Genomic DNA, 22294 nt, shown 5'->3' with positions numbered 1-22294 from the left:
ACCGTTGCTGCCGCCACCGTATTCGCGGGTGAACCCGCTCCTACAACGGCAGGTGGTGTCCACCATCCATCAATGTGTAGGCGCGGGTTAACCCGCGAACGGGCCAACACAAAACTGTCAGGCCGTGAGCCGCTCGTGCTTGACGCCCCACCCTTCCACCTCACCCCCATACGGTGTCACCAACTGCTCGAAGGCCTCTTCAAAGTCGCCAATCCCGCCATGGGTGGCGTACATGACCTTGCTCAGTTCCAGGTGCCAGGCACCGTCGCCCAGCTCCTTCACCTGGGCATTGAGCGATTCCCCGCGAAACTGCCCGGCTGCACGACGGGCCCCTGCTTCGTCTGGGAATACGGCATAGAACTCGATGGGGTGGATCTGGGTGAAGTCGAAACCGCCTGCCTTCATCTGACGCAGGACGTTGCTGCTGATATCGTCGTTCTGGCTGCTCATGAATCGTCCTCCTGAATAAAGCAATGGATAGACTTTCCGTGCACTACGCACCTGCCGGCAAAGGCCGGGCAGTTCGAGCTGATGCAAGACGCGAATTGAAGCGGCGCCAACCCGCAGAACAGGCAGGCCCTTCTCCAGCGTAGTGCCTGCCAAGGCACCACGCAAACGTGTGGTTCAGGGTACTTCGTGAATACTGGTGATAGTCACACCACTATGCTCTTTGAGCCAGCGTGCGGTCGGGGAGATGATACGGTCCTGAAAGTCGTTGAGGTCCAGCTCGTCCATCACCGGAAACAGGTGTGAGCGGATGGCCCGTGCAGCGTCTTCCTCGCTGGGGCAATGCTCGGCATGCAACAGCAATGCGGACGGTTCGCCCTTCTGGTCGGCAAAAATGACTTCCCACTCTTTCATTGAACGGACCCTCTCAGTCAACGAACACCAGGTGTGTGATGCCTGAATAACTGACCTTGGGGCAGGGATAATGTTCAGTCCGGGAAAAATGTGCGGGGCCCATTCGCGGGCTTGCCCGCTCCCACAGGGCCAGCACAAGGTTCGAACCCTGTGCAATGCCTGTGGGAGCGGGCAAGCCCGCGAATGGGCCGCAACGCGGCCCCGGTTTACTTCGGTGTGCCGTGCACCACGCCAGCGGTGTTATCCAGCAGGCTCTTGGTCGCCGTCTGGATATACGCTTCCAGCTTCTTGAGCATTTCCGGCTGGTCCGGGCTTTCGATCAGTTCGGCCTTGAACTCGCTGCCCAACTGGTAGCGGTACATCCGCGGGCTCATGTCCTTGGACTCGATCAGGATACGGTCACCCTGCACCAGCCCGACAATCTGCTCGCTGCCCGACGGCTTGATCATGCCCACGCCCTGGTCACCCTCGGGCAGGTTGAGCAGGTCACGCCCCCAGCACTGGTGGCGAGCCTTGCCACCCAGGCGGCCCATGATGGTCGGCACGATGTCGACCTGGGTACCCACGGTGTGGTTCACCGCACCGAACTTCTCCTGAATGCCCGGGGCAATCAGCAGCAGCGGTACGTTGAAGCGGCCCAGGTCCAGCTCGGTAACCTGCTGGTGGTTGCCAAAGCCATGGTCACCGACGATGACGAACAGGGTTTCCTTGAAGTAAGGCTCCTTACGCGCCTTCTCGAAGAACTGGCCCAGCGCCCAGTCCGAATAACGCATGGCGGTCAGGTGCTCGTCCAGACGGCCCTGGCCGGTAACCTTCTCAACCGGCAAGTCCTTCGGCAGGGCATACGGCGTGTGGTTGGACAGCGTCTGAAGCAGCGCGTAGATCGGCTTCTTGCCATCGTGCTTGGCCAGCTCTTCGTTGCCCCGGTCGAACATGTCCTGGTCGGAAACCCCCCAGGTCGGGTCGGAGAACACCGGGTTGACGAAGTCATTACGGCCGATGAAGGTGGTCATCCCCTGGTTGCCGAAGAACCCGGACTGGTTGTCCCAGGCAAAGTCGCCGTTGTAGACGTACACGTCGTCGTAGTCACGGGCGCTGAGCAGGGCCGGCAGGCCCGACAGCTTATGGCCGCCTTCCGGGGTCTGCATCAGGTATTCGAAACCTGGCAGGTTGGGGAAGCAGGCCATGGTGGCGAACATGCCCTGGTGGGTATGGGTGCCGTTGGAGAAGAAGCGGTCGAACAGCAGGCCTTCTTTGGCCAGCTTGTCGAAGTACGGGGTGATGTTGTTGGGGCTGCCAAGCGCGCCTACCGAGTGGCCGGCGAAGCTTTCCATCAGGATCACCACCACGTTCTTGATCGGCAGGGTACGGTCAGCCGGCGGCACAAAGTCGCGGCGGATAGCGGCTTCGTCGGCGTCGACCAGCGTGTCGTGGGCGGTCAGCAGTTGCTCACGCACACTTTGCGTGGCCACGTCCTGCTGCAGGACTGGCTTCCAGATGTTGGCACGGTCCTCGCCAAAACGGCTCTTGGCAGCGTCGATCAGGGTCAGGGTGCCGTTCAGGCCCAGCTGGTTGACGAAGTTGGAGTCCGTGGTGAAGGCATCACCCCAGCGCATCGGCGGGCCCTGGCGCAGGGTGCCACGGGCAGCGACCACGGCCACCAGCAAGATCACCATGAATACCGCCAGGCGCTTGTACCACGGGGCAACGCGGTACAGGCCTTCGGCACGGGTGGCGCGATCGATACCTTTGAACAGCAGGCTCAGCAGCCAGGTCCCGAAGGCCCAGGCCAGCAGGTAGCGGACCACCGGGAAACCGTACCAGAGCATGCTCATGACGGTTTTCGGGTCTTCCTTGATGTATTGGAAAACCAGGCCGTTGAGGCGCTGGTGGAACTCGCGGTAGAAGTCCATTTCCATCAGGCCGAGGAACATCACCACGCTCGAAGCGAGGGTCAGCCAGAAACGGAACACGCCACGCCGGGCCATGGCCCAGGGGCTGAGGATGGCCAGCAGCAGCGGAATACTGATGTAAACCACCACCCGCAGGTCGAAGCGCAAGCCGTTGAGGAAGCCTTCGGCGACCGTCGAATAAGGGGTATCGCCGACCATGTCGTTGTTGTAGGCCAGCAGCGCCAGGCGCACGAGGCTGAGCATCAGCATGATCACCAGGCCACTGAGCAGCGTGTAGGCCAGGTGGGATTTCAAGGTCGGCGAAAATGACGTTCGCGCGCCCTGTTGCTTCAAGGCGTCCGTGTTAGCCATGAATGGGAAGGTCCTAGGATTGCGGTTTGCGAAGAGGCGATGGCGCTAGGCCAACGCAGCATTATGCGGGTGCGGATTCTGTTTAAACCAATGTGAAAATTTTGTCACGGCCCTATTACTGGCTATGTCAGTACCGCGCTTAGAGCCGCACATTCCCCCGCGGCCCGGCAATCGCCCAGATCACCAGCCCCACCACCGGCAGCAAGGCGATCAACAAGATCCACAACACCTTGATGCCCACCTCGCTGCCACTCTTGATCACGTTGAGAATGGCCCAGATATCCAGCGCCAGAATGATCAGCCCGACCAGGCTGTTAAAGGTAGATCCCATGTCTGAATTCCTGTCCAGAGGCTTTGCTGCACAGCATAGTCAGCTATCGCGCCAATAGAAGGGAATCCTTGGCGGATGTCGCAGGTCCCTCGGTAGACTGATTGCATTCACTGATTCGAGGTTCGTATGCCACCTACCCATAGCCAAAGCGCCGCCCCACCTTCACTGCTGCAGGCCTGGCGCCAACAGGCCATCGATACCCCTTGGCTCAGTGCCGGCCTGGGGCTGAGCCTGCTGGCGGTGTGCGTGCTGCTGGCCGCCAGCCTCTGGAACGCGGTGAACGGCGACCATGCCGAAAACCTGCACCTGGCCATGCTGGGCGGGTTGTCGGGCTTTGGCGCCACCGCACTGGGCGCCGTGCTGGCGGTGGTGCTGCGCGATGTCAATGCACGCACCCAGGATGTGATGCTGGGCTTTGCTGCCGGCATGATGCTGGCAGCCAGTTCGTTTTCGCTGATTCTGCCGGGCCTGGAGGCTGCCCGCGAGATCACGGGCAACGGCCCGGCCGCCGCGTTTACCGTGGTGCTGGGCATGGGCCTGGGTGTGCTGCTGATGCTGGGCCTGGACCGCTTCACCCCGCATGAACACGAAAGCACCGGCCCGTGCGGGCCCGAAGCCGAGCGCATCAGCCGGGTGTGGCTGTTTGTGCTGGCGATTACCCTGCACAACCTGCCTGAAGGCATGGCGATTGGCGTGAGCTTTGCCAATGGCGACATGAACATCGGCCTGCCGCTGACCAGTGCCATCGCCATCCAGGACATCCCCGAGGGGCTGGCCGTGGCACTGGCCTTGCGCGCCACAGGGCTTTCCAACCTGAAGGCCGCGTTGGTGGCGATAGGGTCGGGCCTGATGGAGCCGCTAGGGGCGGTGATCGGGCTGGGGATTTCTACCGGCTTTGCCCTCGCCTACCCGATCAGCATGGGGCTGGCGGCAGGGGCGATGATCTTTGTGGTCAGCCACGAGGTGATCCCCGAAACCCACCGCAACGGGCACCAGACAGCGGCGACCCTGGGGTTGATGGGCGGGTTTGCGGTGATGATGTTTCTCGACACTGCGCTGGGCTGAAGATTGATGTTTCGTGAGCCGGCCTCTTCGCGGGCTCGCCCGCTCCCACAGGGTTATCACAGGGCCTGATGCGCTGGAGTACCTGAGGGAGCGGGCATGCCCGCGAACAAGCAATCACTGGTATCAGATGTGGACGGCGACTTTCAAAGCCTCCAGCGCCGGCTCGACCTTGATGCCCAGCTCTGCTCCCAACTCCATTACCCGCGCCAGGTCCTGCTGCCCCACCATGACCATCTGCAGCTCGTCATCCAGCAACTGGCTGAAGTTGAGCAGCACATAACCACCCGCCTCCTTGTTCAGCGCGCCCATCTGCACCTGGATACGGTTGAGCGCAGTCAGTGGCTCGGTACGGGCCAGTTGCTTGGGCTTGAGGGTAAACGGCACGCTGTTGTCGAACGAATCACTGATCTGCTGGAACAGCTCCTGATAGCTGTCGGCCTGGAACACCACGGTATCCGGCAGGCTGCCCAGCACCACCCATTCGCCCAGGGGAATCGGGAAAGTGTCGTCGTAGTTGATGTCGGGGTTGGCGGCCAGGAAGGCGACAGGGTCGGCGTAGGCCTGGGCGGCCTCGTCGGCGATACGCTCGATGTCTGCCTCACGCATGCAGCCGGCGCCAATGAGGCTGATGAATTCGAGCAACTGAGTTTTCATGAAAGGGGGCCTGCGACGGGTGAAAAGTCGCCAAGGATAGCCGCAAATGCCCCCAGGCGGTTAGCCGGCCAGCACTTGCAGGCGCGCGGCGGTGTCTGCTGCGCCCATGGTTTGCGCCGCCATCAGGGCGGTGATACCGCGGGCATCCTGGTGCGCCGGGTTGGCCCCTTGTGCCAGCAGGTAGTCGAGGATTTCGCTGCGGTTGAACATGGCCGCCAACATCAGCGCGGTGCGACCGTCCTGCGCGGCGGCATCCACCGGCACGCCATGCTCCACCAGCAGGCGAATCATCGCCAGGTCCCCTTTGAATGCGGCACCGGCAATCGGCAGCTGGCCATTGTCGTTGGCAATCAGCGGATCGGCACCTTGCGCCAGCAGCACGCGCACCGCCTCGTGGTGGCCGTGGTAGCTGGCCAGCATCAGCAGGGTATCGCCCTTGTGGTTACGCAGGTTGGCCGGCAGGCCGCTGGCAAGCAGGCGCCCGAGCATGTCGGCGTCGCCCTGGCGGGCACGTTCGAACACCTGCTCGGCGAACACAGCGGTTTCGTCATCGGTCATGGTGGCGGGTGCGGCTTGGCTGGACATAGGGAACCTCCTGGCATAATTGATGGCCCAAGTGTTCGTCAGGCATGCCATTGCGGTCAAAGGTTCAGATTCTATGAAGCCGATAGGCAAACCCTGACCCGTGCAAAATGCACTGTGCAAAATGCACGACCGTGCAGCCTGCACGATGCCGCTTCTGCAAATCCCCCGTAACCGCCTGTATTTACTAGGTTTTTCGCTAAACAGGATTCTGGCACGGTCACTGCAACCATCAACTCATGTCTGCCACACAACAGCCAGGAGTTGATATGGACCTCATCCAGCAAAAGTTCGCATCGGTATTTTCGGCCTATCAGGTGAATACCAAAGCCCGGCCCGATGGCGGTGTACTGCTTACCCTGCGCGCAGCGGATGGCAAGGTTACCCGCCGGGTGCTGACCTATGGGCAACTGCACAGTGCCGAGCAGCTGTCCTGGGCGATCAGTGCCATCCGTCGTGACCTGGCTGAAGAGGCCAGTGAATTGCCGGTGATCTCGATGCTGCAAAGCCAGCAGCGGTTTGCACTGCCGACCTATCGTTGAGATTTGTGTCGCCTGACCTGGCCTCTTCGCGGGTAAACCCGCTCCTACGACCGACGGTTGCGCCGCCCTTGGCATCGCGCAGTCAATGTAGGAGCGGGTTCACCCGCGAAGAGGCCGGCAATGCCATTACAACTCGTCGATCCCCAGAAACGCCCGTGCCGTTACATCCCCGGTAAACCGCGCCTGCATGCCCTGCTCGCTGCCATACAAGCGCAACGCCAGGCAAAACGGTGTATCACCCAACTCAACCCAACGCCGCGTCCCGGCCGGCACCAGCAGCTGGTCACCCTTCTCGCACAGCACTGAATACACCCAGTCCCCCAGCCGCAGGCCAACCTGCGCCCGCCCGCTGACCACGGCAAACAGCTCGTCGGTATCATGCACATGTTCATCACGCACGTCGACCTGTGCCGGGTCTTCACCGTCACGGTTGAGCAGCGCGAAGGCCTTGCTGCCATGCGCCGTCATCAACTCATCCAGATACGCGCGGCAAACCTCCAGCACCTCGTCCTGGGCCGTGCCCGGGCGCACCCGCAGGCCAGGTTCGGCATGCACAAAGCGCACGCCCTGCTCGGCCAACGTAGCGGCGATGTCGTCGTGGTGAGTCAGCACCTTGTTCGGCAGTGCCGGGCTGGCGGGGTGGAAAACGCTGAGAATGCTCATCAGGGGCGGGTCCTGGTCGGTTGCGAACAAAGGGCAATGATAACGGCTGCGGCCAAGGCTGCGGCACTGGCCATACCAAAGGTGAAGGTGGGGCCCAGCAGCTTCCAGCTGTAGCCTGAGTACAGCGCCCCCAGCGCACCGCCGGTCCCCGACAGCGCTGCGTAAAGCGCCTGGCCCTGGCCCTGCTGGCGGGCGCCGAAGCTGGCCTGGACGAAAGCGATGCTGGCGGCATGGAAGCAGCCGAAGGTGGCCGCGTGCAGCAGCTGGGCGAAGATCAGTACTGCCGGCTCGTGGGCCAGGTTACCCAGCAGCAGCCAGCGCAATGCCGCCAGCAGGAAGCTGACCAACAACACGCGCTGCACGCTGAAACGAGCGAACAGGCGGCTCATGACCATGAACATCAGCACCTCGGCCACCACCCCAAGCGCCCATAGAAGGCCGATGGCACCGCGCGTGTAGCCCAAGTGCTCCAGGTGCAGGGTAAGGAAGGTGTAGTACGGCCCGTGGCTGAGCTGCATCAGGGCCACGCACACGTAGAACGCGATCACCCCCGGGGCACGCAACTGCTGCAGGAAGCCCCCCGTGCCGCTGCGCCCGCCCTGCTCCACCGGCTGGGCATTGGGCACCCACAGGCTGGCGGCGACGATGCCGGCCATGATCGTGACCAGCGCCACCGGGTAGATGTCCAGGCTCAACCATTCGAACAAGCGGCCCAGGCCAACCACGGTGAGGATGAAACCGATCGAACCCCACAGACGTACCTGGCTGTAGCGCGACGTCTGCCCATGCAGGTGGGCCAGGGTGATGACCTCGAACTGCGGCAGCACCGCATGCCAGAAAAACGCATGCAGGGCCATCACCAGCGCCAGCCAGACGTAGCTTTTGCCGAAGAAGATCAGGGCGAAGGTGGCCAGGGTGCACAGCGCGCCAAGGCGGACGATCAACAGGCGCTGGCCCGTGCGATCGCCCAGCCAGCCCCACAGGTTGGGGGCCACGCAGCGCATCAGCATGGGGATGGCCACCAGCTCGCCGATGCGCGCCGGGGAAAAGCCCAGGTGGTCGAAGTACAGCGCCAGGAACGGTGCGGTGGAGCCCAGCAGGGCGAAGTAGAACAGGTAGAAGCTGGACAGGCGCCAGTAGGGGATGGGTTGCATGGGGTGGCCTTGTGGGGACCTGGGCCGGCCTCTTCGCGGGTGAACCCGCTCCTACGCGGATTTCACCCTGTCACTGCACCTGAGGGCAGTGATATCCCAATGTAGGAGCGGGTTTACCCGCGAAGAGGCCGGTGCAGTTGGATCAGCGCTGGCCCAGCACCGGGGTATTCACTTGCACATCGGCATTCTGCGCACGGTGGCGCAGCAGGTGGTCCATCAACGCGATGGCCATCATCGCCTCGGCAATCGGCGTGGCACGGATGCCCACGCACGGGTCGTGGCGGCCCTTGGTGATGACGTCCACCGGGTTGCCATCGACATCGATCGAGCGGCCCGGGGTGGTGATGCTGGAAGTGGGCTTCAGTGCCAGGTGGGCAACGATCGGCTGGCCCGAGGAAATACCGCCCAGAATGCCGCCCGCGTTGTTGCTGAGGAAGCCTTCCGGGGTCAGCTCGTCCCGGTGCTCGGTGCCGCGCTGGGCCACACTGGCGAAACCGGCGCCGATTTCCACGCCCTTGACCGCGTTGATGCTCATCAGCGCATGGGCCAGCTCTGCATCCAGGCGGTCGAAGATCGGCTCGCCCAGCCCGGGCATCACGCCTTCTGCGACCACGGTGATCTTGGCGCCCACCGAATCCTGGTCTCGGCGCAGCTGGTCCATGTAGGCCTCCAGCTCAGGTACTTTGTCCGGATCGGGGCTGAAGAAGGCGTTCTGCTCCACCGACTCCCAGGTCTTGAACGGGATTTCGATCGGGCCCAGCTGGCTCATGTAGCCACGCACGGTGATGCCCTGGGTGGCCAGGAACTTCTTGGCGATAGCACCGGCGGCCACGCGCATGGCGGTTTCACGGGCCGAGCTGCGGCCACCACCGCGGTAGTCGCGGATACCGTACTTGTGGTGGTAGGTGTAGTCGGCGTGGGCCGGGCGGAACAGGTCCTTGATGGCCGAGTAGTCCTTGGACTTCTGATCGGTGTTGCGGATCAGCAGGCCGATCGAGCAACCGGTGGTGCGGCCTTCGAACACGCCGGAAAGGATTTCCACCTCGTCGGCTTCCTGGCGCTGGGTGGTGTGCCGGCTGGTGCCGGGCTTGCGCCGGTCAAGGTCGTGCTGCAGGTCGGCGAGGGAAATTTCCAGGCCCGGTGGGCATCCATCGACAATGGCGACCAACGCCGGGCCATGGCTCTCGCCAGCGGTGGTGACAGTGAACAGCTTGCCGTAGGTATTGCCGGACATGGACGCTCCGCGAGTTCTGCCTGAAATGGACGAAAGCAGCAGTATACAGATGGTTTGATCGCCTGTGCGGGCCTCTTCGCGGGCATGCCCGCTCCCACAGGATCACCACAGATCCAAATGCTGTGAAATACCTGTGGGAGCGGGCGTGCCCGCGAAAGGGCCAAACCTGCCATTCGCTTCCCAGAACCTTCCCGCCAACAGTGGGTCAAACCCACATCTCCCCATGTAGTACCGCATGATGTCGCGCCTCGTCGCCTTGCTCTTCCTGCTGTGCACCGGCCTGGCCCAGGCCGCCGCCCCCACTGTACTGCAACGCCCGATCGACCTGGACACCGGCCAGGGCGTGCTGCACGGCAGCCTGCTGCTGCCGCAACAGGCCACCCCGCCGCCAGTGGTGCTGATCATCGCCGGCTCCGGTCCCACCGACCGCGACGGCAACAACCCGGCGTCGGGCCGGGTCGACAACCTGAAGCGCCTGGCCCTGCTGCTGGCCAACGAACACATTGCCAGCGTGCGTTACGACAAACGCGGGGTGGCCGCCAGCCAGCCGGCCACGCCTGACGAGCGTGACCTCAGCGTGGAGCGCTACGTGGCCGATGTGGTCGCCTGGAGCCACAAGCTCAAAGCCGACCCGCGCTTCGGCCCGCTGATCCTGATTGGCCACAGCGAAGGCGCACTGATTGCCAGCCTGGCCGCCGAGCAGGCTGGCGCCAGCGCAGTCATCACCCTGGCCGGCAGCGGCCGGCCGCTGGCCGAGGTACTGCACGAACAACTGGCCCAGCGCCTGCCGCCCGCGCAACTGGCCGGTGGCAGTGCCCTGCTCGACCGCCTGCAGGCCGGGCAGACCAGCCTGGATGTGCCAGCGCCGTTGCGCCAGGTGTTTCGCCCCAGCGTGCAGCCGTACCTGATTTCGCTGTTCCAGCAAAACCCGGCAGCCGCCTTTGCCCGCCTGCCCATGCCCGCGCTGATCGTGCAGGGGCGCAACGACGTGCAGGTGGACGTGGCCGACGCCCAACGGCTGAAAGCGGCCAAGCCAGATGCACAACTGGTCCTGATCGATGGCATGAACCACATGCTGCGCATCAGCCCCAAGGGCATGAGCCAGCAGCGCGACAGCTACCTCAACCCCGAGCTGCCGCTGGCGCGTGAGCTGGGCGAGCGAATTGTGACGTTCATCCAGCATTTGCCTTCGGCGTAAGTCAAACAGGCTCAGGTCTCAGCCATGCCTGCCGATACAGCAGGCATAGCTGAGGACAAGCCCTGATGACCACCTCCCCCACCGCCGTCGAGCCGGCCGAAGAACCCCAGGAAATCCCCGCCCTGCCCTGGGCCGAGCTGACCGCCGAACATTTCCAGCTGCTACGCCTGGCAGCACTGCCTACCGACCGCAGCACCGGCGCGCGGCCGCTGCGTTTTGTGCAGTTCGGCTATGCCGAGCGCCATGACAAGGCACACAGCCTGCTGCGCATGGAAATCCAGTTGCCTGGGCAGAAAGTGCACAAAGAGCAGAACCGCCTGGACATCCGCGTCGACCATGCCGAGCGCCTGGTGCGCATTGGCAATGAACATGGCCTGCAACTGGAACCGGTGAACCGTGGCATCGGCCGTTTCATGCTGGCCCAGGCCGCTCAGTGGTTGCAGCGCAAGTGGTCGCACTACCGGGTGGAAGGCATGGCGCTGCCGAGCAAGGACGCCCTGAACGAGGACTCACGCCTGCGCCGTGACCAGTGCTTGCGCGGGGTGGGTATCGAGGTGCAGTACGAGGACAGCCAGCACCTGAAGGGCCGTATCGCGGATATGACAGTGGGCCAGCTGAAGGCCGCCTGGAGCAGCGAGCGCCTGCAGCGGGTGGAGATTCTGGATGCCGCCAACCTGCTGCAGCAGGCTGACCAGCAACTGCAGGAAAAGGAAGGGCAACTGCGCGAGCGGGATGAGCGCGTGGCCAAATACCAGCGCGAAGACGGCGGATTGCGTTTCACCATTACCTGCCTGGTGGCGTTTGCCGTGTTCCAGGCAGGGCTGTTGATCTGGATTGCAACTCGCTAAGACCGCATCAGCCGGTGGAGATTGGGGCCGCTTCGCGACACAAGGCCGCTTGTGTCTTGCTCAATTTCTAAAAGTTGGCACGATTCGTGTGGGAGCGGGCTTGCCCGCGAACACGGGCGAAGCCCGTGCCATCCACCGCGGTGTATTCTTCGCGGGTAAACCCACACGGATAACGCTTGTGTCGCGATGGGCTGCATAGCAGCCCCAAACAGCCTAAACGCGGGCCTTGAACAATTCCTGATGCTGGCGGCACTGCTCAGCGGTGAGCATGAACACCCCATGCCCGCCACGCTCGAATTCCAGCCAGGCAAAGTCCACCTCGGGGTACAACGCCTCGACATGCACCTGGCTGTTGCCCACTTCGACAATCAGCAATCCCTTCTCGGTCAGGTGGTCAGCCGCTTCGGCCAGCATCCGCCGTACCAGGTCCAGGCCGTCGCTGCCGCAGGCCAGGCCCAGCTCGGGCTCATGGTGGTACTCGGCCGGCATGTCGTCGAAGTCTTCGGCATCGACATACGGCGGGTTGGACAGGATCAGGTCGAAACGCTGCCCCGGCAAACCGCCAAAGCCATCGCCCTGCACAGTGTACACGCGCCCGTCCAGGCCATGGCGCTCGATGTTCTGGTTGGCCACTTCAAGGGCCTGGAACGACAGGTCGGCCAACACCACCTCGGCCTCGGGGAACACGTCGGCGGCGACGATGCCGATGCAACCCGACCCCGTGCACAGGTCCAGAATGCGCGCCGGCTCGCTGGCCAGCCACGGCTCGAAACGTTTTTCGATCAGCTCACCAATGGGCGAACGCGGTACCAGCACCCGCTCGTCGACGATAAACGACATGCCGCAGAACCAGGCCTCGCCCAGTAGGTAGGCGGCCGGTACACGTTCTTCGATACGGCGTTTGAGCAGGTGCTGAAGGCGTACCCGCTCATCGTCCTCGAGCATGCAGTCCAGGTAGCTGTCGGCCACCTCCCATGGCAGGTGCACCGCACCCAGCACCAGCAGGCGGGCTTCGTCCCAGGCGTTGTCGGCACCGTGACCGAAGAACAGATCATGCTCGTGGAAGCGGCTGACCGCCCAGCGGATGTAGTCGCGCAGCGTGCGCAGACGGGATGTGATCACGGGGTACTCCTATTTTCAGACCGGACAAAAGTCTAACAGCCCCACCCGCACATTTGTTCCTTTGCGTTGCCCAAAGGCTAGCCACAGGCCAGTAACCACGCCGCTTGCGTTGTCAACCATTCCCATTGGCGCCAAGGCAGGGGAGAATAGGTATACAAAAGCCCTATCCAAGGAGCCCTTGATGTCCGTTCCAACCACGATGTTTCGCCTCACTGGCCGCGACTATCCGCCGGCCAAGCTGAGCCACGCCAGCCTGATCATCATCGATGCACAAAAGGAGTACCTCAGTGGTCCCCTGAAGCTGTCGGGCATGGACGAGGCCGTGGCCAACATCGCCAGGTTGCTCGACGCCGCCCGTAAAAGCGGCCGTCCGATCATCCATGTTCGCCACCTGGGCACTGTTGGTGGCCGTTTCGATCCCCAAGGGCCGGCTGGCCAGTTCATTCCGGGGCTGGAGCCGCTGGAAGGTGAAATCGTCATCGAAAAGCGCATGCCCAATGCGTTCAAGAACACCAAGCTGCACGAAACATTGCAGGAGCTGGGCCACCTAGACCTGATCGTCTGTGGTTTCATGAGCCATTCCAGCGTCAGCACCACCGTTCGCCGCGCCAAGGACTATGGTTATCGGTGCACCCTGGTAGAAGACGCGTCGGCCACCCGCGACCTGGCATTCAAGGACGGCGTCATTCCGGCCGCGCAGATTCACCAGTGCGAAATGGCCGTGATGGCTGACAACTTCGCTTGCGTGGCCCCCACCGCCAGCCTGATCTGAGCGGCTTGCAGGACCGCCCGGCAGCCGGGCGGAACCCGATGGGCAGCAGCAGGTCGAATTCCGGATATCCACCGAGGAGAGCGGAATGAAGCTTAAAGGCAGTTTCGACGCCAAGCGCCTGCGCCCGCGCGAACCGCGTAACTGGGGCGCCCGCCTGGCGGCCGGCCTGTCGGCCCTGCTGGCGACGCTGGGCGTATTGCTGGCCATGGCCGGCGTCGCCGGGCTGCTGGGCAACTACCCTGCCCTGCAGGAATTGAATGCCAACAAACCGTTGTCCGGCACCCTGACCGTGGCGGGCCTGGTATTGCTATGGCTGGGTGTGCGCTTCTGGCGGCGCAGCCGTATCCGCTTGCGCCGCGGGCGGGAGCTTAACCTGTCGCCGCACCTGATGAAGAAGCACGATTGATGGTTTTGCGTAACCTGTGCGGGCCTCTTCGCGGGTAAACCCGCTCCTACAGGTACCCCGCCGCCTTCAGGCTCTGTGACATCCCGGTAGGAGCGGGTTCACCCGCGAAGAGGCCCGCACAGGCTGCCCCGGCAACTCATGCAGTGAAGCTGAAATCCTCGGGGGCGCTGCGCACCCCTTTCGCGACACAAGGCCCACCCCGATCGCATCGGCCTGAAGCCATGTGCAATCCCCGTAGGAGCGGGTTCACCCGCGAAGAGGCCCGCACAGGCTGCACACGGCCCCACAGTCGCGTAAACTACGCCGCCTACGTGGAGGCATCATGCAAGACGACGATTTTTCCCTGTTCAAGGCCGAAGTGCGCGGCGTAAAGCCGATCCGCCACGACCGTGCCGACGTCGGCAAGCCCAAGGCCGACCGCCAGAAGCTGGCCGGCCTGCGCCAGGCGGCGACCGTGCGCAGTGACAAGGCTTTGGTCATCGATGGCATGTCCGACCAGTTCGTCATCGACGTAGGCGCCGAAGACGAGCTGATGTGGCGCCGCGATGGCGTGCAGGAAGGCCAGCTGCGCAAGCTGAAGCTGGGGCAGATTCCGTTCGAGGGCAGCCTCGACCTGCACGGCATGACGGTGGAAAAGGCCCGCGAAACCTTGTGGGACTTCATCGCCGAAGCCACCAGACTGGAGGTGCGCTGCGTGCGGGTGACCCACGGCAAGGCCGCGCGCCTGGACGGCAAGCGCCCGATGATCAAAAGCCACGTCAACACCTGGCTACGCCAGCACCCGCAAGTGCTCGGTTTTGCCTCGTGCAGTGCCCGCCACGGCGGCACCGGCGCGGTGTATGTGATGCTGAAGCGAACCATGCTCGAAGGCCGCGACGAGTAACGCCGCGCTTGCAGCGCCGCCCTCACCGCCGTACCCTTCGTTTTTGCGATTTTTTCCCACAGGTAGATCCATGTCCCTGGAACAGAACTACACCGAGATCCTCAGCCAGATTGGCGAGGACGTCTCCCGTGAGGGCCTGCTCGACACGCCCAAGCGGGCTGCAAAGGCGATGAAGTACCTTTGCCGCGGTTATGAGCAAACACTGGAAGAAGTCACCAACAACGCTTTGTTCAGCTCTGACAACAGCGAAATGGTGCTGGTCCGGGACATCGAGCTGTATTCGATGTGCGAACACCACATGCTGCCGTTCATTGGCAAGGCACACGTTGCCTACCTGCCGAAGGGCAAGGTACTGGGCCTGTCCAAGGTGGCACGTATCGTCGACATGTACGCCCGCCGCCTGCAGATCCAGGAAAACCTCAGCCGCCAGATCGCCGAAGCCGTGCAGCAGGTAACCGGTGCCGCGGGTGTAGCCGTGGTGGTCGAAGCCAAGCACATGTGCATGATGATGCGCGGTGTCGAGAAGCAGAATTCGACCATGATCACCTCGGTGATGCTGGGTGAGTTCCGCGACAACGCCGCCACCCGTAGCGAGTTCCTCAGCCTGATCAAGTGATTGGTTGCTGACCCCGAGCCGACCCTTCAAGGTCGGCTTTTGCATTTCAGGAGTTGCCCATGATCGTCAAAGCCCTGCGGGTTGGCCTCGGCCAGCTCATCGTCTTCGGTGACTGGATCAGCCGCCCGGCCAAGCGCAAACGCGACGCCGCCGCCCAGGCCCGCATCGAGCAAGCGGCCAAGGGGCTGGCGCTGTACCAGTTCCACGCCTGCCCGTTCTGCGTCAAAACCCGCCGCACCCTGCACAGGTTGAACGTGCCGGTGGCGCTGCGCGACGCCAAGAACGACCCGGTGCACCGCCAGGCCCTGCAAGAAGGTGGCGGCCGGGTGAAAGTGCCATGCCTGCGCATTGAAGAAGCCGGCAAGGTGACCTGGATGTATGAGTCCAAGGCAATCATCGCTTACCTGGATGAGCGGTTTGCCGCCATCTGACTGACGCTGCAGATCCCTTGTGGGAGCGGGCGAGCCCGCGAAGCAGGCACCGCGGTGGTTGGCACGGGCTGCGCCCGTGTTCGCGGGCACGCCCGCTCCCACAAGCCTGGAAAACAGGTCGGTTTTCAGCCCACCATCGGCACATGCCGCGGGTGGCTGCTGACCCGCTCAAGCCAGGCCCTTACCACCGGAATAAGCGGTTTGCCGCCATCTGCCTGACGCTGCAGATCCCTTGTGGGAGCGGGCGAGCCCGCGAAGCAGGCACCGCGGTGGTTGGCACGGGCTGCGCCCGTGTTCGCGGGCACGCCCGCTCCCACAAGCCTGGAAAACAGGTCGGTTTTCAGCCCACCATCGGCACATGCCGCGGGTGGCTGCTGACCCGCTCAAGCCAGACCCTAACCGCCGGAATAAGCGGTTTGCTGCCATCTGACTGACGCCGCAGATCCCTTGTGGGAGCGGGCGAGCCCGCGAAGCAGGCACCGCGGTGGTTGGCAAGGGCTGCGCCCGTGTTCGCGGGCACGCCCGCTCCCACAAGCCTGGAAAACAGGTCGGTTTTCAGCCCACCATCGGCACATGCCGCGGGTGGCTGCTGACCCGCTCAAGCCAGGCCCTTACCGCCGGATACTCTGCCAGGTCGAACCCGCCCTGCTGCGCCACATGGGTGTAGGCATACAACGCCACATCGGCAATCGAGTACTGCTCACCCACCAGGTAAGGCGTCATCTGCAACTGTCGCTCCATCACCTTCAGCGCCTTGTAACCGCCCTTGTGCAACTTGCGGTACTCGTCCAGGCGCTCGTCCGGCAGCCCCAGGTAGAACTGGATGAACCGCGCCACGGCAATGTAAGGCTCATGGCTGTACTGCTCGAAAAACTGCCACTGCAGCACCTGGGTACGTAGGCGCGGCTCGCTGGGCAGGAACTCGCTGCCATCGGCCAGGTAGTTGAGAATGGCGTTGGACTCCCACAGGTAGCTACCGTCTTCCAGTTCCAGCACCGGTACCTTGCCGTTAGGGTTCATCGCCAGAAACTCGGGCGTTTCGGTCTCACCCTTGAGAATGTCCACCGGGTGCCATTCATACGGCCGGCCCAGCAGGCTCAACATGAGCTTGACCTTGTAACAGTTACCCGACTGGTAGTCGCCATAAACCTTGTACATCGACCCTCCCTGCAAAGCAGTTTCGCAATTGCGCCCAATATTTGGCGACTGTACGGCTAAAAGCAATGGCCGCTGTATGGCAAGGATCAACCTTGCTCGCTGTAGTCTGAAAAAACTGCTTACACCTTTACAAGGATTTTGTTCATGACCGATGCCACTTCCGCACGCCTGCGGCCCCTGGCAGACACCTCCCCCTCGGCGGTGGTCGCCGGCTTCATTGCCATGCTCACCGGCTATACCAGTTCGCTGGTGCTGATGTTCCAGGCCGGCCAGGCGGCCGGGCTGACCACCGCGCAGATCTCGTCCTGGATCTGGGCGCTGTCGATCGGCATGGCGGTATGCAGCATCGGCCTGTCGCTACGCTACCGCACACCGATCACCGTCGCCTGGTCCACCCCCGGCGCGGCGCTGCTGATCACCAGCCTGGGTGGGGTCAGCTATGGCGAAGCCATTGGCGCCTACATCACCTGCGCCTTGCTAGTGCTGGTGTGCGGCCTGACCGGCAGCTTCGAGCGCCTGGTCAAACGCATCCCGGCCTCGCTGGCCTCGGCACTGCTGGCGGGCATCCTGTTCAAGATCGGCAGCGAAATCTTCGTGGCAGCGCAGCACCGCACGCTGCTGGTGCTGGGCATGTTCTTCAGCTATCTGCTGGTCAAGCGCCTGTCGCCGCGTTATTGCGTGCTGGCCGCGCTGCTGGTGGGCACGGCATTGTCCGGCGCGTTGGGCCTGCTGGACTTCAGCGGCTTCCACCTGGAAGTGGCCAAGCCGGTGTGGACCACCCCAAGCTTCTCGCTGGCGGCAACCATCAGCATCGGCATTCCGCTGTTCGTGGTGGCCATGACCTCACAGAACATGCCCGGCGTGGCCGTCCTGCGTGCCGACGGCTACCAGGTACCGGCCTCGCCGCTGATTTCGGCCACTGGCTTTGCCTCGCTGCTGCTGGCGCCGTTCGGCTCGCACGGGGTCAACCTGGCGGCGATCAGCGCGGCGATCTGCACCGGGCCGCATGCCCATGAAGACCCGGGCAAACGCTACACCGCGGCGGTGTGGTGCGGGATTTTCTACGGCATTGCCGGGGTATTCGGGGCCACCTTGGCGGCACTGTTCGCGGCATTGCCGAAAGAACTGGTGCTGTCGATTGCGGCACTGGCGCTGTTTGGTTCGATCATGAACGGTTTGACCGTGGCCATGAACGAGGCGCGCGAGCGGGAGGCAGCAGTGATCACCTTTATGGTGACCGCTTCGGGGCTGACCTTGTTCTCGATTGGTTCGGCGTTCTGGGGGATTGTGGCGGGGGTGTTGGCTTTGGTGATTCTTAACCCGCGTAGGGGGTGAGGGTATTTGTTGCCTGTGGTGGCCTCTTCGCGGGTAAACCCGCTCCTACGACGGGAAATCACAAAACCCGCGAATGGGCCGGCACAGACAACGAGATTACAACCTGAAATGCCCCACCATGCCCTTCAAATCAGTGCCCAGCTGCGCCAGCTCGACACTGGACCGGGCATTGTCCTGCATCGCCAATGCCGCCTGGTCCGCACTGCCGCGAATCTGCGTGACACTGCGGCTGATCTCTTCCGCCACCGAACTCTGCTGCTCGGCGGCTGCGGCAATCTGCTGGTTCATCTGCTGAATCAATGACACCGCTGCGGCAATGCTGCCCAGCGCACTTTCAGTCTGCAGTGCATCAGCCACGGCCAGCCGTACCAGCTCGGTACTGCCGCGGATCTGCGCCACTGACTGTTGGGCATTGCCGCGCAGGCTGGCCACCAAGGTCTCGATCTGCTCGGTGGATTGCCGGGTGCGCCGCGCCAAGGCGCGCACTTCATCGGCCACCACGGCAAAGCCGCGCCCCTGTTCGCCGGCGCGGGCAGCCTCGATGGCGGCATTCAACGCCAGCAGGTTGGTTTGCTCGGCCACGCTCTTGATCACTTCCAACACGTCACCAATGGTGTGGATTTCGGCACTGAGGCTGTCGATGCCGGCACTGGCAGCTTCTGCCGCCGACGCCAGCTGCTCGATGCGCTGCATGCTCTGGCGCACCACCTGCTGGCCGGTGTCGACCTTCTCGTCCGCGGCCTGGGCCGCCTGCGCCGCCTCCTCGGCATTGCGCGCCACATCGTGCACGGTGGCAGTCATCTGCTGCATGGCGGTCGCCACCTGTTCGGTTTCCTCCTTCTGGCTGCCCACCTCGCGGTTGGTCTGCTCAGTCACCGTCGACAACGCCTGGGCGCTGCCGGCCAATTGTTCGATACCCTGCTGCAAGCCACTGACAATGCCCGAGAGCCCCGCCGCCATCTGCTGCATGGCCTGCATCAGTTGCCCCACCTCATCCCGGCGCGGCGCCTGGGCGTCGAAGCCCAGTTCACCCGCCGCAATGCGCTGGGCGCGGGCGATCACATGCTTCAACGGGCCGACCACAGCCCGGGTAATCAGCCAAGCCGCCAGCACGCCGACAAGCAACGCCAGCGCCGTGGCCAGGCCGATGGCGATGGCATTGCGCTGCAGCTCGCCTTGCAGGGCCTGCTCCTGCCCAAGATAGGCTTGGTCGACACGACCGGTAACCCGCTCGGCGCTGGCTTGCAACTGCGCCTTTAGCCCCTGCTCGCGGGCCAGCTGGTCGGTGTATTCGTTGAGTTTTTCCGAGAAACTGCCAATGTGCCCCGCCACTTCGCCCAACACACTCTGGTAACCGGCATCGCCAACCGCGCCTTGCAACTGGCTGACCAGGCCAGCGGCCTCCACCGTCTGGGCAATACGCTCCTGGCTCACACCCTCCTCGCCCTTGCGGCTTTTTTCCAGGCGTACCCGTGCTTCGTCCATGGCCTGCAGCATCAGCCGCGACACCTGGGCCACCTGCGCGGCTTGCTCAAGAAACTCGCCACCCTGCTGGCCCTGGGACTGCTTGAGGGTGTACACGCCGTCATCGGCCAGGCCGGCCTGCAGCACATCAAGGTTGTTGGACACGTTGGAAACCGACCAGCTGGCCATGTCCAGCGCCAGCTCCTTGGCTTGCACGGCCTCGACAAAGGCTTCGAATGCCTGGCCATAGGCGGCAAGATCGGTTTGCGCCGCCGCCAGCGCCGGCAGGCCTCGGGCGCGTTCGACCAAACCCTGCAGGCCGCCACGCAAAGCGTCGGCCTGCTGCATGTCGGAGCGCAGGGCAAACGCCTGCTCATGCTCGCGCAAGCGCAGCAAGTCGGTATTGAACTGGGCCAGCTGACGCAAGCTGTCGAAGCGCTGGCCAACGCTTTGCAACGCCACGACGCCGATGGCCGCCACCGCCAGCGTCAGCAGCAGCACCAAGGCAAAGCCCAGGCCAAGTTTGCGGGCCATGCCCAGGTTGGCCAGCACACCGTGCTTGCTCGTGCCCATCACCGATCCCCTTTCAGCCAGTGAGGTTATCCCGAAGGCTAAGGGTGGCAACGTTATCTGCCAATGAACAAGGGCCTGGCGTCAAAATAGTGTCAAATAGCTATGTCTTGTCGTTTTTGGCTGCAAAAGGGTCGCTTTCAGTGCCAGCTGTAAAAGATATCACTAGGCCATCAATGATAGCCCGTCCCTCAACCTGCGACGGCACCTACCCATATTAAATCGACGCAAGTAAAACATTCATTTATTCCAATCCACACTTTATCGAACACTATTGACGCCATTAAATTTGCGCCAAAAGTGGGGTATTGAAATTTTTTTAAACACCCCTGCACACAATAAAAACGTCGCTATCGTGATCGGTAACTGGCCCGTTCTCCGGACCTGCAGTGCACCCTGGAGTTTGCAATGAAAACAGCCATGTTTACTGCTGTGGTCACCCCGTTGCTACTGTTTACTGTGCCAACCGTTGGCTATGCCGAAACTTCCACCGCCCCGTTGTTCACCCTTGGCCTACAAGGGAGCTACACCCAACTGGAACTCAACGGCCGTAATAATGAAACCGAAGATATGCCCGAAGGTGGCTTATTCATCAACTTCGGCAACAAGATGACGGCCACGCAAGGCCTTGTCTACCAGGCCGAGGCCAGTGGCATGTACTCGAAACAGCATGACCAGAAGCTCAAGGACGGCCAGGCCGACCTGGACCTGGGCTGGCGCTTGGCGCTGGCCGAACGGCATTCAGTCGACCTGCTGCTGGGCGCCGGTTACAAATGGAACCGGTTGGAACCCAATACCAGCCGCCATGATATCGACCTTACCAACCGCACGCCGTTCGCCAAACTGGCGGCGGGGTACAATTACCGCTTCAATAATGCCACCTTGCGTTTCGAAGCGGGCATACGCCAGGTTATCAATGGCGATTCGCAATTGAAAATACATGGCATCAGCAACGAAGAGGTTGATTTGAAAGATACCACCAACCCCTTTGCCGAACTTAGCGTGCTGTTCAACCAACACGGTACTGTGCCGGTATACGCTTCGCTTTACTTCAGCCGCTACAACTATGAACTGGACGGGCAGTTCCTGATGACCGACTCGGACGAACAAACCCGTGACGAGTATGGCCTGAAAATAGGCGTCAGCTTTTAGCCGGGTGACCGGCTGGCTGCCCGGCTTGCTCAGAACGGCCTGGGCACGCCCCTCCTGTCCATGCGCGACATCGTAGGCTTCGGCCTGGTGATCGCATTTGTCAGGGGCGGGCTTGCCCGCGAAGCAGCCCGCACGGCATCCACTCAGATCGCCGTAGCCCCACCATCCACCGTCAGGCAATGCCCGGTGGTAAACGCCGCGCCATCACTGCACAGGTACAGCACCGCGCTGGCGATTTCCTCGACCTTGCCAATGCGCCCTACCGGGTGCATGGCTGCGGCGAACTCGGCCTTGCGCGGGTCGGCCTGGTAGGCGCGGCGGAACATGTCGGTGTCGATCACGGCCGGGCACACAGCGTTCACGCGGATGCCCTTCTTGGCGTACTCGATGGCCGCCGATTTGGTCAGGCCGATAACCGCATGCTTGCTGGCACTGTAGATGCTCATCTTCGGCGCCGCCCCAAGCCCCGCCACCGACGCGGTATTGACGATGGCCCCACCGCCTTGGGCCAGCAACAAGGGCAACTGATACTTCATGCACAACCACACGCCCTTCACGTTCACGCCCATGATGGCATCGAACTCCGCTTCGCTGCCTTCGGCCAGGCGGTGCTGCTCGATCTCGATCCCGGCGTTGTTGAAGGCGTAGTCCAGCCGGCCATATGCGGCAATCAGGCGCTCATGCAACTGGCGCACGTCGGCGTCGCGGGTCACGTCGCAGGCAATGAACAGCGCTTCGCCTCCCGCCGCGTGGATCTGCGCCACGGTGGCCTCGCCGCCGACCGGGTCGAGGTCGGCCACCACCACTTTCATGCCCTCGTGGGCGAACGCCAGGGCGGTTGCCCGGCCGATGCCGGCACCCGCGCCGGTCACCAGGGCTACCTGGCCAGAAAACGTCATGCTCATCGCGTGCTCCTGTGAGGGTTTGGGGTGGGGTTCAGAGCATAGTCAGCCACCACTCGGCCGGGCAGCATCATCACAGCAACGGTT

At 62.9% G+C, this 22294-nt stretch carries 24 protein-coding genes and 2 pseudogenes; 11 read left to right on the top strand and 15 right to left on the bottom strand.

Translation table 11 applies throughout. From position 1 onward, the window contains the following. Positions 1 to 117: 117 nt before the first annotated feature. The 4 genes from C4Q27_RS19175 to C4Q27_RS19160 all read right to left on the bottom strand — a co-directional run bounded on the left by C4Q27_RS19175 (position 118) and on the right by C4Q27_RS19160 (position 3456). Positions 118 to 450: a ribonuclease E inhibitor RraB gene (locus C4Q27_RS19175; protein WP_003252824.1), complete on the bottom strand. Its 333-nt coding sequence runs from the start codon at positions 448 to 450 to the stop codon at positions 118 to 120. Between the two features lie 174 nt (positions 451 to 624). Continuing rightward, positions 625 to 861, bottom strand: a complete 237-nt coding sequence (locus C4Q27_RS19170; protein ID WP_020192211.1) for a hypothetical protein — start codon at positions 859 to 861, stop codon at positions 625 to 627. A 206-nt stretch (positions 862 to 1067) separates the two neighbouring features. Further along, complete coding sequence (locus C4Q27_RS19165; RefSeq protein ID WP_104887202.1) at positions 1068 to 3125, bottom strand: LTA synthase family protein; 2058 nt, start codon at positions 3123 to 3125, stop codon at positions 1068 to 1070. A gap of 139 nt (positions 3126 to 3264) precedes the next feature. Beyond that, positions 3265 to 3456, bottom strand: coding sequence for a PLDc N-terminal domain-containing protein (locus C4Q27_RS19160; RefSeq protein WP_003252818.1), 192 nt, complete (start codon positions 3454 to 3456; stop codon positions 3265 to 3267). Between the two features lie 126 nt (positions 3457 to 3582). On the opposite strand from C4Q27_RS19160, the gene C4Q27_RS19155 reads away from it, so the two are divergent. Next, positions 3583 to 4521 carry a ZIP family metal transporter gene (locus tag C4Q27_RS19155; RefSeq protein ID WP_064492977.1) on the top strand — a complete coding sequence of 313 codons (939 nt, stop codon included), beginning with the start codon at positions 3583 to 3585 and terminating at the stop codon, positions 4519 to 4521. A 123-nt stretch (positions 4522 to 4644) separates the two neighbouring features. Here C4Q27_RS19155 and C4Q27_RS19150 read toward each other — a convergent pair whose 3' ends face one another. Continuing rightward, entirely contained in the window at positions 4645 to 5175 is a 531-nt protein-coding gene (locus C4Q27_RS19150) for a hypothetical protein (protein ID WP_020192208.1), read from the bottom strand. A gap of 60 nt (positions 5176 to 5235) precedes the next feature. Next, the gene (locus C4Q27_RS19145) at positions 5236 to 5760 is read right to left on the bottom strand and encodes an ankyrin repeat domain-containing protein (protein WP_104887871.1); all 525 of its coding nucleotides are present in this window, start codon (positions 5758 to 5760) and stop codon (positions 5236 to 5238) included. Positions 5761 to 6026: 266 nt separating this feature from the next. Between C4Q27_RS19145 and C4Q27_RS19135 the strand changes: the two genes are divergently transcribed. Beyond that, positions 6027 to 6299 carry a DUF3509 domain-containing protein gene (locus C4Q27_RS19135; RefSeq protein WP_003252809.1) on the top strand — a complete coding sequence of 91 codons (273 nt, stop codon included), beginning with the start codon at positions 6027 to 6029 and terminating at the stop codon, positions 6297 to 6299. Between the two features lie 126 nt (positions 6300 to 6425). Here C4Q27_RS19135 and C4Q27_RS19130 read toward each other — a convergent pair whose 3' ends face one another. The 3 genes from C4Q27_RS19130 to aroC all read right to left on the bottom strand — a co-directional run bounded on the left by C4Q27_RS19130 (position 6426) and on the right by aroC (position 9350). Beyond that, on the bottom strand, positions 6426 to 6962 hold the full coding sequence (locus C4Q27_RS19130) for an oxidase (RefSeq protein WP_104887200.1): 537 nt from the start codon (positions 6960 to 6962) through the stop codon (positions 6426 to 6428). Then, positions 6962 to 8116 carry an MFS transporter gene (locus tag C4Q27_RS19125; protein ID WP_104887199.1) on the bottom strand — a complete coding sequence of 385 codons (1155 nt, stop codon included), beginning with the start codon at positions 8114 to 8116 and terminating at the stop codon, positions 6962 to 6964. Before C4Q27_RS19125 ends, C4Q27_RS19130 begins: the two co-directional genes overlap by 1 nt. A gap of 142 nt (positions 8117 to 8258) precedes the next feature. After that, entirely contained in the window at positions 8259 to 9350 is a 1092-nt protein-coding gene (aroC, locus tag C4Q27_RS19120) for a chorismate synthase (RefSeq protein WP_003252803.1), read from the bottom strand. 235 nt (positions 9351 to 9585) lie between these two features. On the opposite strand from aroC, the gene C4Q27_RS19115 reads away from it, so the two are divergent. Together C4Q27_RS19115 and C4Q27_RS19110 are read left to right on the top strand one after the other, a co-directional pair. Further along, positions 9586 to 10548 (top strand): alpha/beta hydrolase, encoded by a 963-nt coding sequence (locus C4Q27_RS19115; RefSeq protein ID WP_064492980.1) that lies wholly within the window; start codon positions 9586 to 9588, stop codon positions 10546 to 10548. A gap of 65 nt (positions 10549 to 10613) precedes the next feature. Further along, the gene (locus C4Q27_RS19110; RefSeq protein ID WP_020193726.1) at positions 10614 to 11396 is read left to right on the top strand and encodes a hypothetical protein; all 783 of its coding nucleotides are present in this window, start codon (positions 10614 to 10616) and stop codon (positions 11394 to 11396) included. A 213-nt stretch (positions 11397 to 11609) separates the two neighbouring features. On the opposite strand, the gene prmB is transcribed toward C4Q27_RS19110, so the two are convergent. Continuing rightward, on the bottom strand, positions 11610 to 12518 hold the full coding sequence (gene prmB, locus C4Q27_RS19105; protein ID WP_020190530.1) for a 50S ribosomal protein L3 N(5)-glutamine methyltransferase: 909 nt from the start codon (positions 12516 to 12518) through the stop codon (positions 11610 to 11612). Positions 12519 to 12699: 181 nt separating this feature from the next. On the opposite strand from prmB, the gene C4Q27_RS19100 reads away from it, so the two are divergent. From C4Q27_RS19100 to C4Q27_RS19080, 5 genes are all read left to right on the top strand, one after another. Further along, complete coding sequence (locus tag C4Q27_RS19100; RefSeq protein ID WP_003252796.1) at positions 12700 to 13290, top strand: cysteine hydrolase family protein; 591 nt, start codon at positions 12700 to 12702, stop codon at positions 13288 to 13290. An 85-nt stretch (positions 13291 to 13375) separates the two neighbouring features. Next, the gene (locus C4Q27_RS19095) at positions 13376 to 13696 is read left to right on the top strand and encodes a hypothetical protein (RefSeq protein ID WP_020190529.1); all 321 of its coding nucleotides are present in this window, start codon (positions 13376 to 13378) and stop codon (positions 13694 to 13696) included. 322 nt (positions 13697 to 14018) lie between these two features. Beyond that, positions 14019 to 14579 (top strand): Smr/MutS family protein, encoded by a 561-nt coding sequence (locus C4Q27_RS19090; protein WP_104887198.1) that lies wholly within the window; start codon positions 14019 to 14021, stop codon positions 14577 to 14579. A gap of 70 nt (positions 14580 to 14649) precedes the next feature. Continuing rightward, positions 14650 to 15195, top strand: coding sequence for a GTP cyclohydrolase I FolE (folE, locus tag C4Q27_RS19085; RefSeq protein WP_003252789.1), 546 nt, complete (start codon positions 14650 to 14652; stop codon positions 15193 to 15195). A 59-nt stretch (positions 15196 to 15254) separates the two neighbouring features. Next, complete coding sequence (locus C4Q27_RS19080; protein WP_010952857.1) at positions 15255 to 15626, top strand: glutaredoxin; 372 nt, start codon at positions 15255 to 15257, stop codon at positions 15624 to 15626. Between the two features lie 125 nt (positions 15627 to 15751). On the opposite strand, the pseudogene C4Q27_RS19070 reads toward C4Q27_RS19080, so the two are convergent. Both C4Q27_RS19070 and C4Q27_RS19060 read right to left on the bottom strand, forming a co-directional pair. Next, positions 15752 to 15817: pseudogene (locus C4Q27_RS19070) on the bottom strand (glutathione S-transferase family protein); the annotation flags it as partial. 364 nt (positions 15818 to 16181) lie between these two features. After that, positions 16182 to 16784: a glutathione S-transferase family protein gene (locus tag C4Q27_RS19060; protein ID WP_104887197.1), complete on the bottom strand. Its 603-nt coding sequence runs from the start codon at positions 16782 to 16784 to the stop codon at positions 16182 to 16184. Positions 16785 to 16928: 144 nt separating this feature from the next. Here C4Q27_RS19060 and C4Q27_RS19055 point away from each other — a divergent pair, with 144 nt between their 5' ends. After that, a complete protein-coding gene (locus tag C4Q27_RS19055) occupies positions 16929 to 18119 on the top strand; it encodes a benzoate/H(+) symporter BenE family transporter (RefSeq protein WP_104887196.1) in 1191 nt (396 codons plus the stop codon). A 96-nt stretch (positions 18120 to 18215) separates the two neighbouring features. Here C4Q27_RS19055 and C4Q27_RS30060 read toward each other — a convergent pair whose 3' ends face one another. Beyond that, positions 18216 to 18920 carry a methyl-accepting chemotaxis protein gene (locus C4Q27_RS30060; protein WP_370688790.1) on the bottom strand — a complete coding sequence of 235 codons (705 nt, stop codon included), beginning with the start codon at positions 18918 to 18920 and terminating at the stop codon, positions 18216 to 18218. 204 nt (positions 18921 to 19124) lie between these two features. Continuing rightward, a pseudogene (locus C4Q27_RS30055) lies at positions 19125 to 19604 on the bottom strand (methyl-accepting chemotaxis protein); the annotation flags it as partial. Between the two features lie 957 nt (positions 19605 to 20561). Between C4Q27_RS30055 and C4Q27_RS19045 the strand changes: the two are divergent. Next, positions 20562 to 21305 carry a hypothetical protein gene (locus C4Q27_RS19045; protein WP_104887195.1) on the top strand — a complete coding sequence of 248 codons (744 nt, stop codon included), beginning with the start codon at positions 20562 to 20564 and terminating at the stop codon, positions 21303 to 21305. A gap of 143 nt (positions 21306 to 21448) precedes the next feature. Here the strand turns inward: C4Q27_RS19045 and C4Q27_RS19040 are convergent, their stop codons facing one another. Further along, entirely contained in the window at positions 21449 to 22210 is a 762-nt protein-coding gene (locus tag C4Q27_RS19040) for an SDR family oxidoreductase (protein WP_104887194.1), read from the bottom strand. Positions 22211 to 22294: the final 84 nt, after the last annotated feature.

Origin of the sequence: Pseudomonas sp. SWI36, assembly GCF_002948105.1 — a bacterium.
Taxonomy (GTDB): domain Bacteria; phylum Pseudomonadota; class Gammaproteobacteria; order Pseudomonadales; family Pseudomonadaceae; genus Aquipseudomonas; species Aquipseudomonas alloputida.
The sequence above is the reverse complement of the archived record's forward strand: the minus strand, read 5'-3'. Positions and strand labels throughout refer to the sequence as shown.